13 protein-coding genes are annotated in these 11,356 nt (G+C 47.4%); 8 read left to right on the forward strand and 5 right to left on the reverse strand.

Going from position 1 to position 11,356, the window contains the following annotated elements; all coding sequences use genetic code 11:
• Nucleotides 1-11 precede the first annotated feature (11 nt).
• Both IMZ16_RS07120 and miaB read right to left on the reverse strand, forming a co-directional pair.
• The gene (locus IMZ16_RS07120) at nucleotides 12-794 is read right to left on the reverse strand and encodes a Fic family protein (RefSeq protein WP_193439465.1); all 783 of its coding nucleotides are present in this window, start codon (nucleotides 792-794) and stop codon (nucleotides 12-14) included.
• The gene (gene miaB, locus IMZ16_RS07125) at nucleotides 791-2,230 is read right to left on the reverse strand and encodes a tRNA (N6-isopentenyl adenosine(37)-C2)-methylthiotransferase MiaB (RefSeq protein ID WP_193439466.1); all 1,440 of its coding nucleotides are present in this window, start codon (nucleotides 2,228-2,230) and stop codon (nucleotides 791-793) included. Before miaB ends, IMZ16_RS07120 begins: the two co-directional genes overlap by 4 nt.
• Before the next feature lie 179 nt (nucleotides 2,231-2,409).
• Between miaB and IMZ16_RS07130 the strand changes: the two genes are divergently transcribed.
• Both IMZ16_RS07130 and IMZ16_RS07135 read left to right on the forward strand, forming a co-directional pair.
• A complete protein-coding gene (locus IMZ16_RS07130) occupies nucleotides 2,410-3,186 on the forward strand; it encodes a threonine/serine exporter family protein (protein ID WP_193439467.1) in 777 nt (258 codons plus the stop codon).
• The gene (locus IMZ16_RS07135) at nucleotides 3,167-3,721 is read left to right on the forward strand and encodes a threonine/serine exporter family protein (RefSeq protein WP_193439468.1); all 555 of its coding nucleotides are present in this window, start codon (nucleotides 3,167-3,169) and stop codon (nucleotides 3,719-3,721) included. The genes IMZ16_RS07130 and IMZ16_RS07135 overlap by 20 nt, the downstream gene beginning before the upstream one ends.
• Here IMZ16_RS07135 and IMZ16_RS07140 read toward each other — a convergent pair.
• Entirely contained in the window at nucleotides 3,718-4,941 is a 1,224-nt protein-coding gene (locus IMZ16_RS07140; RefSeq protein ID WP_193439469.1) for a 3'-5' exonuclease, read from the reverse strand. The genes IMZ16_RS07135 and IMZ16_RS07140 overlap by 4 nt on opposite strands.
• 3 nt (nucleotides 4,942-4,944) lie before the next feature.
• The gene (locus IMZ16_RS07145) at nucleotides 4,945-6,504 is read right to left on the reverse strand and encodes a helicase HerA-like domain-containing protein (protein ID WP_193439470.1); all 1,560 of its coding nucleotides are present in this window, start codon (nucleotides 6,502-6,504) and stop codon (nucleotides 4,945-4,947) included.
• A gap of 105 nt (nucleotides 6,505-6,609) precedes the next feature.
• Between IMZ16_RS07145 and IMZ16_RS07150 the strand changes: the two genes are divergently transcribed.
• The 4 genes from IMZ16_RS07150 to IMZ16_RS07165 all read left to right on the forward strand — a co-directional run bounded on the left by IMZ16_RS07150 (nucleotide 6,610) and on the right by IMZ16_RS07165 (nucleotide 9,148).
• Nucleotides 6,610-7,053: a hypothetical protein gene (locus IMZ16_RS07150; RefSeq protein WP_193439471.1), complete on the forward strand. Its 444-nt coding sequence runs from the start codon at nucleotides 6,610-6,612 to the stop codon at nucleotides 7,051-7,053.
• A gap of 102 nt (nucleotides 7,054-7,155) precedes the next feature.
• Complete coding sequence (locus IMZ16_RS07155; RefSeq protein WP_193439472.1) at nucleotides 7,156-8,535, forward strand: MBL fold metallo-hydrolase; 1,380 nt, start codon at nucleotides 7,156-7,158, stop codon at nucleotides 8,533-8,535.
• 2 nt (nucleotides 8,536-8,537) lie between these two features.
• Nucleotides 8,538-8,834, forward strand: a complete 297-nt coding sequence (locus IMZ16_RS07160; protein ID WP_073179038.1) for a cupin domain-containing protein — start codon at nucleotides 8,538-8,540, stop codon at nucleotides 8,832-8,834.
• 11 nt (nucleotides 8,835-8,845) lie between these two features.
• Nucleotides 8,846-9,148: a thioredoxin family protein gene (locus IMZ16_RS07165; RefSeq protein ID WP_193439473.1), complete on the forward strand. Its 303-nt coding sequence runs from the start codon at nucleotides 8,846-8,848 to the stop codon at nucleotides 9,146-9,148.
• Nucleotides 9,149-9,182: 34 nt separating this feature from the next.
• On the opposite strand, the gene IMZ16_RS07170 is transcribed toward IMZ16_RS07165, so the two are convergent.
• On the reverse strand, nucleotides 9,183-9,935 hold the full coding sequence (locus IMZ16_RS07170) for an amidohydrolase (protein ID WP_193439474.1): 753 nt from the start codon (nucleotides 9,933-9,935) through the stop codon (nucleotides 9,183-9,185).
• An 87-nt stretch (nucleotides 9,936-10,022) separates the two neighbouring features.
• Between IMZ16_RS07170 and IMZ16_RS07175 the strand changes: the two genes are divergently transcribed.
• Both IMZ16_RS07175 and nadC read left to right on the forward strand, forming a co-directional pair.
• On the forward strand, nucleotides 10,023-10,463 hold the full coding sequence (locus IMZ16_RS07175) for a DUF6646 family protein (protein ID WP_193439475.1): 441 nt from the start codon (nucleotides 10,023-10,025) through the stop codon (nucleotides 10,461-10,463).
• 14 nt (nucleotides 10,464-10,477) lie between these two features.
• Complete coding sequence (gene nadC / locus IMZ16_RS07180) at nucleotides 10,478-11,344, forward strand: carboxylating nicotinate-nucleotide diphosphorylase (RefSeq protein WP_193439476.1); 867 nt, start codon at nucleotides 10,478-10,480, stop codon at nucleotides 11,342-11,344.
• Nucleotides 11,345-11,356: the final 12 nt, after the last annotated feature.

Here is an 11,356-nt window from a genome sequence, read left to right on the forward strand (position 1 = left end):
TAAATTTTGTTTTATTGCTTGATTTTCAAACTATTAGGAAGCATCAGCAGAAAATCCAATGCCTTCCCGAAATCCAGAAAATCGAATTCCAGCCCAAGCTTCCGAAGGTTTTGGTAATATAAATTATGATGTCGATAATAAAATTTTTCACTTTGGATGAGCCAGGCTTTTTCGCCAAGTTTCTCCGCAAGAAACCACTTTTCCAGAAGCCGTGCAAGCCTTCCGTTGCCATCGTTCATCGGGTGGATTTTCACAAAGGTCAGATGAATTAGCGATGCGAAAAATAAAGTTTCATTAATCGTTAACTCTTCACAAATCAAATCTTTAACCTCATCAACAAACGATTTCATTTCATTTTCCAAAGCCTCAGGATTTGCCGCCACATACTCTATTTTCCCATCCTCCGTCATCACGAACATATTGCCGGTGCGAATTTTTCCCTGCTGATTTTTCGCCAGAATATTCCTTGACAAAATTTTATGCGCTTCGAAAATATTTTCTTTGGTTAATGAATTCTGCTGCGCAAAAAGATACGCATCAAACAGGTCGTCCACTTTTTTGGTGAAATCGGGCTGAAACTCCGCCAACTGATTTTTATGTTTCAGGAAAGAATCCAGCTCCATTTCCTCACCCTCAATTTTTGACGAAAAAACCGACGACACCGAAGTATAAAAACTGAAATTCTCCGCCGAAACCTCCGCATCCTTCAGCAATGAAAAATCTTCCGCAACACCTTGTGCTTCAGTAAGATATTGCGGGAAAAGTTTATCGTAAATTTCTCTGAAGCCAATCATTCCTCCACCGTTCTGCCTTTCAGCGTTCCCTGGGTATTGTCGTACACGAAAACTTGCACCGTATCGCCGATGTTTTGGCCGGGAAGTTTGTCGAAAACGCAAACCGCATTTTGGGAATTCCTGCCCTTCCATTGATTTTCATCTCTTTTGGAAGTGCCTTCTATCAGAATTTCGTGCACCCTGCCCACATAGCTCTGCATTCGCTTCCGCGAAAGCTCCCCCTGCAAATCTATTACTTCCTGCAGCCTATGCTTTTTGGTTTCAGGCGGCACATCGTCCGCCATCTTTTTGTGAGCTGGCGTTCCAGGGCGCTCCGAGTACGCGAACATATAGCCGTAATCGTACTCCACTTCGCGCATCAGCGAAAGTGTATCCTGGTGGTCTGCTTCTGTTTCCGTGCAGAAGCCCACAATCATATCCTGCGAAAAGGCAACATCTGGCACTATTTCGCGCGCCGCTTTTATCAGGTCTATATACTCCTGCCTTGTGTGCTGCCGGTTCATCAGCTGCAGAATTCTGTCGCTGCCGCTCTGCACCGGTAGGTGTACATAGCGGCAGATGTTCTTGTGCTTCGCCATCGTCCGGAAAACGCTCAGGCTCATATCCTGCGGATTGGATGTGGAAAATCTTATCCGCATTTCTGGCACGGCAACTGCCACCATATCAAGCAGTTGTGCAAAATCTACCGCTGTAGCCTTCTGCATTTCGGATGCCTTGGCGAAATCCTTCTTCGGTCCGCCGCCATACCAAAGATACGAGTCCACATTCTGGCCAAGCAGCGTCACCTCCTTGTAGCCATTCTCCCAAAGTTCGCGGCATTCCTTGATGATGGAGTGCGGATCCCTGCTTCTTTCGCGGCCTCTGGTGAAGGGCACCACGCAGAATGTGCACATATTATCGCAGCCTCTAGTAATCGTCACAAAGGCTGTCACGCCGTTTCCACCCAAGCGAACGGGATTAATGTCCGCATAGGTTTCCTCCTTGGAAAGTATCACATTTATCGCATCTCTGCCGTCCTCCGTTTCCTTCAGAAGATTGGGCAGATCCCTGTAAGCATCGGGGCCTACCACGATGTCCACCAGTTGTTCTTCCTCTAAAAACTTCGTTTTCAGGCGCTCTGCCATACATCCTAAAACGCCTACCTTCAGCCGTGGGTTTTGCTGTTTCTGGTTCTTAAACTGCGACAGTCTTTTGCGCACGGTCTGCTCCGCTTTTTCGCGGATTGAGCAGGTGTTCAGCAAGATTAAATCTGCTTCCTCCGGCACCAGCGTTGTGTTGTAGCCCTGCTCATTTAGGATGGAAGCCACGATTTCCGAATCCGAAAAATTCATCTGGCAGCCGTAGCTTTCCAGGAAGAGCTTCTTCGTATTCTCCGGCCTTTCCGCAATCGCAAAGGCTTCGCCCTGCTTGGTTTCGTCTATATATTTCTGTTCCACTACTTTGGTTCAAAGTTTAAGGGTCAAGGTTTAAAGTTAATTTGGTAAAAAGTTCCGTTTGCTAGTTGTTGATGCTTTTGTATTAAACAAAAACTCTCAAGAACTGGGCTGCAAAGATAAAGAAATAAGACAAAATGGCAGATTTGAATAGATGAGTACTCTTTCTTAAATTTGCCGATATGCCGGAACAAAATCAATTATCCCAAATTTGCGAAATCCTTTCGGAGACTGGTAATCTGCTCGTTTCCAACGGGGCCAATGCCACAAGGACGGCAAGAAACCTGCACCGGATGGCGGGTGGTATGGGCTGCGAGGCGGAATTTTTCTTTTCTCATTCCGCATTGATTTTCAGCATCTTGCACAAAAAAAGTGGCAGGAGACAGACGGTAGTAAAAAGCATAAAGGGCTACCATGTAAATTACGGCATCGTTTCGGAAATCAGCATTCTTAGCTGGGATGTGGCTCAAAAAAAAATGACTCCTGCAGAAATTCAGGAAAAACTTACGCATATCTCCAGGCTGAACGGATACCCAGAGTGGGCGAAACTAACAGGCGTCGCGCTTGCCACGGCGGGGCTTACGGGGCTCTTCGGCGGCGGCATCGGGCAGATGGCTGCAGGCTTTATTGCCGCGGCACTCGGGTATGCGGTGCGCGGCATAGTTCTTAGGAAAAAGTTTAATATGCATGTGGCTTGGTTCATCGGCGCGGCAGTTTCGGCAGGCCTCGTGGAGCTGTTCTCCCTGATATTTTCAACCCGGTTCGACGGTGCGCTTACCGCGAGCGTACTGTGGCTGATACCCGGCGTGCCTCTCACCAATGGCTGCCTGGATCTCATCTCCGGCCAGGTGGTTTCCGGCTGGGCAAAGCTCGCGATGGCGATGATGATGGTGGCAGCCGTAGCCCTGGGGTTCAGCGTGGCACTTTTATTATTTGGAAATGGGACAGGAATTCTTTAAGGAAATATTTTTGGCAATCTGCGTGGCGGTAGGCTTTGCGGTACTTTTCAGCACTCCGAAGCGCGCGCTTTGGGTGGTCGCAGTCCTGGGAGCAGCAGGCTTTACGGTTAGGAATTTTTTTTTACAATTCGTATCGGACAACATCATCGCAGCATCGCTTGCCGGAGCCTCAGTGATTGGGATATCAGGGTTGTATTTCGCACATCGTGTGCACACCCCGCCGATAGTTTTTACGGTGCCGGCAATTACCAATATGATTCCCGGCAAGCTTGGTTATCAGTTCATCATCGGCCTGCTGAAATTTGTAAGTGAGGATGTGAATTCTGCGCAGATTCAGACCTATCTCGAAATTTTGAGCGATGGCCTCCGCGCTTCGCTTATAATGCTCGCCCTCGCCATAGGAATCATCTTTCCCATCCTTGTATTCAATACCCAGACAGTGAAGAATAAAGATCCGCAGGAAATAATCAGAAGAAAGGTTGAACGCAACAAGCGGCTAATAAGATCAGCACGGCTAAAAAACAAACGCCGCTAATCTTGAGTAAATTCCTGGACTCTATAGTCTCCGCGTAACAGGCTGATTTTTAGTTCGTTAAGGGTGTCAGAATCTGGTTTGGCATTTACCATACTCTGGTGAATTTTTTCTAAAGTGTTGATTTGGGTGTTGATTTCAAAGAAACCATAGCCTCGCAGCCTGCCTTTCTCAATAAAAAGAAAAGATTTTTCGCCAATCTTCCTGCCCGAGGATATGAGAAGAAAATTTCTTTCAGGAAAATTAATTTTTTGGTTTAAAGACTCTAAATCAGTAAGTTGCAGCTCTGAAGATAGGTATTGTAGTACCTTTTTCGCCTGGCTGTAAGTTTTAAATTTAAGAATAGCATCTCTTCGGTTTTCAGTATTAAGATCTGATATAATAAACTGATTTTCAGTAAAAAAGAGACCGTGAGAATATCGGTTCCTTCGTGAGATGCCCAAATTTTTTATCATCAGCCCCGCAATTACCGGGGTACCCGTAAGCTCGTAATTAACCTGCCGAGTATTTTCTTGCAGAGCGCGCACCCTTGCAGATTTTGAGTTGAACATCCGTTTAGCCGAGCGGTTTATATTTTCAGAATAGTCGCAGCGGAGTATCTCGCCAGATGCGTTCTGAAAAAAAATAATTCCTTTGTCCGCCGGCAAATCCTGCGTCAGCTCTTTTACTTTGTTCGTATAAGTTTTCGCATTGGTTTCTTCGAATTGCTGCTCGATGATTTTTCGGTCTATATCTTTGGTAATCAGCAGTTTAAACAATTCCAAAGTTGCCCTTGCATCGCCAGAAGCCCTGTGCTGCGAAGTCAGCGGAATTCCCAGCGATTTCACCAGTTTTCCCAGCGAATAACTTTCAGCGTTGGGGATGAGTTTCCGCGAAAGCTCAATCGTATCTAAAGTGTTGATTCTGAATTCATAACCGAGCCGTTTGAAACTTTGGCGAAGCATCCTATAATCGAATTCAATGTTGTGGCCAACAAGCGTGGCACCTTCCGTAATTTCGAGAACGCGCCTTGCCAATTCGTGAAATTTCGGCGCGGTTTTCACCATTTTTGGCATAATGCCGGTCAGCTTCTGCACATACTTTGAAATCTCGTCTTCCGGATTGACGAGCGATATGAACTGGTCCGTAACTTCGTGACCGTCAAAGCGGTAGATGGCAATTTCGATGATGCTCTCCTCCCGAAATTTTCCGCCGTTGCTTTCGATATCGATGATGGCATACATCGTTTAGCGCCGTTTTCTTCCGCCTAAGCCAAGCATTCCCAAAATGCTTTTCGCACCCTCTCTCGCCAAAGTATTCGTGAAGGTTCTGCCCTGCCTGGAATTGAGAATTTGCTCGAAAACTGACGCTTCCTGTTTAGAGCTTGTGCGCTGATTTACAGTGCGTTGCGTAGGCGTATTGTAGGTTGGCGGCACTTGTTGTTGCGCGGCCTCTTCCATTCTGTGCGTCAGCATTTCGTAGGCCGAAACTTTATCCACCGGGTTTTCGTATTTTTTCACGAGTTCGGATTGAGATGTAAGCGCCGTAACCTCCTCATCTGTAAGCACATCCATCCTGGATTCCGGCGAAAGCAGGTAGGTATCCACCAAAGGCGTTGGGATGCCCTTTTCATCCAAAGCGGTGACGAAGGCTTCGCCAATTCCCAAATTCTGGATGAGCTGCGCTGCATCGTAATATTCCGTAATCGGATAATTTTCCACAGCCTTCGTGATTTCCTTTTTGTCCTTCGCTGTGAAGCCGCGCAAAGCGTGCTGAATTTTCAGCCCAAGCTGCGAAAGCACATTTTCCGGAACATCGCCCGGAATCTGCGTGATGAAGTAGATGCCCACACCTTTTGAGCGGATGAGCTTCACCATCGTTTCAATCTGCGCTAGCAAAGATTTTGATGCTTCTTTGAAGATGAGGTGCGCTTCATCGATGAAGAGCACGAGCTTCGGTTTCCCGGAATCTCCTTCTTCAGGGAATGTCATAAAAATTTCCGCAAACAGCGACAGCATAAAGGTGGAGAACAGCTGTGGCTGGCTTTGGATGTTGGCTACGCGAAGGATGTTTACCACGCCTTTTCCGTTTTTTTGGCGAAGAAAATCCTGCACATCAAAGCTTGGCTCGCCGAAAAATTTCGTGGCGCCCTGCTGCTCCAAAGCCACGATGTTTCTGCGGATGGCACCGAGAGAAGCCGGCGAAATCGCGCCGTAATTATTGGTAAACTCCGCCTTGCCTTCCTTATTTTCCGTGACGAACTGCAGCACTTTTTTCAAATCTTCCAAATCAATAAGCGGCAAGCCGTAATCATCAGCATATTTGAAAACGATGGACATAATGCTGGTCTGCGTTTCGTTCAGCCCTAAAATTTTGGACAAAAGCAAAGGCCCGAATTCTGTAACCGTAGCCCGAAGTTTCACGCCCTTCTCACCGGAAATCGTCATCAGTTCCACAGGGAAGCTTTGCGGCGAAAACTGCAGCCCGGTTTTAGTATATCTTTCCTTAATTATTTCATTTTCAGAGCCTTGCACGGCTATTCCCGAGAAATCTCCCTTAATATCCAGCACCAAACTTGGCACGCCTGCTTTGGAAAGCTGCTCCACAAAAACCTGCAGCGTTTTGGTTTTTCCGGTTCCCGTAGCACCGGCTATCAAGCCGTGGCGGTTGATGGTTTTCAGCGGGATTTCCACCGAAACTTCCGGCACCACCTCTCCGTTCAGGATGCCCTTTCCCAGCACTATGCTGTCGCCTTTTGCCGTGTATCTTGCACTAAGTTCGTTGATAAATTTCTGTTTGTCCGCCATCTTTTTCGTTCAGAATTAAGGGCTAAAGTTAATTTTTTTTGGCGAAACCTGCGCATTTCAAACATTGGTTTATTTTTTGTTAATTTTGAGTAAAATATTTTTGTGATGACGAGAAAGGACATAATGCAGGCACTGATGGACGAGCAGCAGCAGATGGTACAGCGCCTGGCGAAACGAACGGACGAGCTGGACAACGCTGCGGATTTGGATGAAGATGATACGATAGACCCAGAAGACCTCTCTCACCAGGATGAGCTAAAGCAGCAGCAGTACGGGATGGAGGATGTGCTGGCGAAAGCAAATGAGAATCTGGCAATCCTAAAATCTTTTGAAAACCAGGAATTTACAACGGTAGAAGAAGGCAGCATCGTAGATTTGGGCGAGATGATTGTGTTCTTAGGCGCTGCAATTCCTGCGGTGGATTTTAACGGGAAGAAACTCATCGGCATTTCTTCGGACGCACCTGTTTTCGCAGGCGTTCAGGGAAAAACCGTGGGCGAAAAAGTAAAGCTCGGCGAGAAAAATGCTGAGATATTAAATATTTTCTAATAAAAATTAAGGCATTGAGAAATTGAGCCATTATGAAATTTTCTCGCTGAATTTCCTAATTTCTTAATCTGGTAATTTCTTAATTTGTTAATGACAACTAAAGTGAAAATCGAACAAATCTACACCGGATGCTTAGCGCAGGGTGCCTATTATATCGTCTCCGGAAACGAAGCAGCCATCATAGATCCCTTGCGCGAAATAGCGCCTTACCTTCAGCGTCTGGATAACGACGGCGTTACGCTGAAGTACATTTTTGAAACACACTTCCACGCAGATTTTGTTTCCGGCCATTTGGATTTAAGCCAGAAAACCGGCGCACCCATTGTGTATGGGCCAACTGCCGAGCCAAGCTTTGAAGCCATCATCGCTGAAGATGGGCAGCTCTTTGAAATTGGCGATGTGAAGATAAAGGCGCTTCACACACCGGGGCACACACTGGAAAGCACCACCTACCTTCTGCTGGATGAAAGCGGAAAAGAAATCGCGATTTTCTCCGGCGATACCTTGTTTTTGGGTGATGTAGGCCGCCCTGATTTAGCGCAGAAATCAGCGAATATGACGCAGGAAGAACTTGCCGGAATGCTGTACGAAAGCTTGACGGAAAAAATTCTGCCGCTGCCCGATGATATCACGGTTTATCCAGCTCATGGCGCTGGCTCTGCCTGCGGAAAAAATATGCAGAAAGAAACGGTGGATACCCTTGGCAATCAGAAGCGCACGAATTACGCGCTGAACCAGCCTGATAAAGAGTCTTTCGTGAAGGCTGTGCTGGATGGGCTGGGTGCGCCGCCGAAATATTTCGGGATGAATGTGGCGATGAACAAGGGTGGCTACGAAAGTTTCGAAAGCGTGATGCAGCAAGGCCTGAAGCCGCTTTCCGCGGAAGATTTTGAAATGGCGGCTGAGCAAACCGGCGCCGTAATTCTGGACACAAGAAGTGCAGCGGAATTCCACAAAGCCTTCATTCCCAATTCGGTAAACATCGGCCTGAAGGGCGATTTTGCACCGTGGGTTGGCGCGATGATTGTAGATGTGCAGCAGCCTTTGCTCTTGGTTTGCGAGCCGGGCACCGAAGAAGAAGCGATCACAAGGCTTGCAAGGGTGGGCTTCGATAATGTGGTAGGCTATTTGGACGGCGGTTTTGCTTCGTGGAAAAATGCCGGGAGGGAAACCGATGCGGTGCGCAGAATTTCTGCCGATGAAATGGCGCAGGAAATCTCGCCGGATTCAAAAATTGTGGATGTGCGGAAATGCGCGGAGTTTTCTGCCGGCCACTTGGTGAATGCGCAAAGCTTCCCTTTGGCGGAAATTGCGGAATGGTCTCCGCAGATTTCAGATGATGAGCACTTCTACCTGCATTGTGCGGGCGGCTACAGAAGTATGGTGGCGGCAAGCATACTGAACGCGAAAGGCATCCGGAATTTCACGGAAATTGACGGGGGTTTTAACAAAATTAAAGAAACTAAACTCAAAACTGTTTGATTATGAATATTTTAGAGAATATAGAGTTCAGCGCTGAAAAAGCAAATATTTTCAAAATCAAAAATTCCCCCAAAAGCCGTCAGTTTGTTGTGGCTTTAGGTGAGGGTGCGGTGATGAAAAAGCATCAAACCCCGGTGCCGGCAACGCTCATTGTACTGAAGGGTGAGATCAATTTCCTGATTGAAGGGCAGGAGCTACGCTTCGGCGAGGCGGATGTCTACGAAATTCCTGTAAATGTGCAGCACGAGGTGGTTGGGATTCAGGAAAAGAATCTATTTCTCATTATTCAGGAGCTTTAATCCAATTTTTTATGTCACAGAAATTTCAGGAACTTATCCACTCGGAGCGTCCCGTCCTTATTGATTTTTTTGCTACCTGGTGCCAGCCGTGCAAAGTGCAGTCGAGCGTTTTGAACAGCGTGAAGGAAAATGTGGGCGAAAAAGCGCGGATCGTGAAAATCGACATCGACCAATATCCCTCGATTGCTGCGCAGAACGGCGTGAGAGGTGTGCCTACTTTGGCGATTTTCAAAAACGGCGAGCAGCTGTGGAAAGCAAGCGGTGTGCACGATGTGAATACGCTGACAGAACTGCTGAACCGTTTCGCTGATTAAGTGATTGAGAAAGAAGGGACTTGAAATTCCGTCCTTAGAAAACAAGTTCAAAATCGTCGCGGTCTTGAAGGAAGTGGAATTTCTCACGGAATTTCTGCAATTCAGCTAAACCGAAATTGGCGGTGATGAGGTTTCCGGATTTTTCGGAAATTTCCGAGCCGTCGGCAAAAAACGCGTGCGAACTTTCTTCGTAGAAAAGCTGGTTGCCATCCGTCCCAATTCTGTTCAGGCCAAAAACGAAGGCTAAATTTTCTATCGCCCTGGCTTTCAGCAAACTGCGCCACGCATCCACCCTATTTTGCGGCCAATTGGCAACGAAGAGCATCGCCTCATAATCATCGCGGTTTCTGGAAAAAACGGGAAAGCGCAAATCGTAGCAAACCTGCAGCAGAAAGCGTATGCCGCGAAATTCCACAATGTTCCGTTTAGTTCCCGCTTGGTAAATTTCATCTTCGCCGGAATAGGAAAATAGGTGGCGTTTATCATAAAAATCCGCGCAGCCATCGGGCTTTACGAAGTAGAAGCGGTTGAAAAACTTCCCGTTTTCCTTTACGGAAGCGCTGCCTGCAACTGCCGCATTTTTCTCCTTCGCCAAGGCTTTCATCCAGGCTAAAGTTTCGCCGGAACTATCAGCAATTTCGGCGGCATCCATACAGAAACCGGTGGAAAACATTTCCGGCAGAAGAATTACATCCGTTTGAACCTCAGCGAATTCATTTTCGATAATTTCAAAATTCGCCCTTGGGTTTTTCCAAAAAATATCAAGATTCAGCCCGGTGATTTTCACAATATTTCCCAAAGTTTTCAGTTTTTAAAACAATTCAAAGTTGGCGGTTTGCCATATTTTTTGGAAATTTACACAAAATCAGAGAAAATGAAGAAATTTTTGCTTGGCGCTGCATTATTGTTTGTCGGAAATTTCGTGCATGCGCAGGCTTGGGAGGGCCAGCAATCTCATACTGTTCAGGGCGGTGCCAATGTGTACGGCTACGGTGCAGGCCTGTCGGTAAACTACGACTATGGCCTTACCAATATGCTGAGCCTGGGTGCTGGGCTGCACCTGTACCTGAACAACGGCAACCAGAGCGGCAAAGTGCGGCAGTATTTCCTTTTTGCAAGGGCGAACGCACACCTTCAGGATGCGCTGAATTTGCCGGAGAAATGGGATGTTTATCCTGGGCTGGATTTAGGCATTGCCGGTGGAAATTTTGGCGTGGGCGCTCACATTGGCGGAAGATATTTTTTCAATGATAAATTCGGTGCTTTTGCAGAGATTGGGAGCCACGGGGCGCTTGGCATCGTTGTAAATCTTTAAAAAAAGTAAACAAAATGATAGGTACCCGACCACCGTATGCGACAGAAGAGGCGCTGCGGGAATTTGTACAAAATGCCCTGAAGGAAGATCTCGGGCCTGGAGATTTCTCCACGCTTTCCACGATTCCTGAAGGGATGGGGCAGAGCGCGAAACTCCTCATCAAGGAAGATTGCATCCTTGCCGGAATTGAGCTGGCGGAGATCATCTTCAAAACCTTTGACGCTGACCTTAGCCTGGAAATCTTGATGAGGGATGGCGATGCTGCGAAAGCCGGTGATATTGGCTTCATCGTGAAAGGCAGCGCACGGAGCATCCTGCAAACGGAAAGGCTGGTGCTGAACTGTATGCAGCGGATGAGCGGCATAGCTACGCTGACGCACGACTGGAATTCGCGGCTTCTCGGCACGAAGGCTAAGCTTCTTGACACGCGGAAAACCACGCCGAACTTCCGCGTTTGCGAAAAATGGGCGGTAGCAATAGGCGGCGGCACGAACCACAGGTTTGGCCTTTATGATATGGTGATGCTGAAGGACAACCACATAGATTACAACGGCAGCATAACGAACGCCGTGAAAATGTGCAGGGAATACCTGGCGAAAAACAATTTAGACCTGAAGATAGAAGTAGAAACGCGGAACCTTGATGAAGTGCGGGAAGCGCTGGAAACCGGCGTGGACAGGATAATGCTGGATAATATGCCGATACCGATGATGCGGGAAGCCGTGGAAATAGTGGGCCGCAGAACGGAAACAGAAGCAAGTGGTGGCATTACGAGGGATGTGCTGCACGCCGTGGCAGAAACCGGCGTGGATTATATTTCGGCGGGCGCCCTCACACACTCGGCGAGAAATATCGACATAAGCCTGAAGGCAGTGAAATAGGAAAATGCGGGA

Origin of the sequence: Cruoricaptor ignavus, from assembly GCF_014961145.1 — a bacterium.
Lineage (GTDB): Bacteria > Bacteroidota > Bacteroidia > Flavobacteriales > Weeksellaceae > Cruoricaptor > Cruoricaptor ignavus.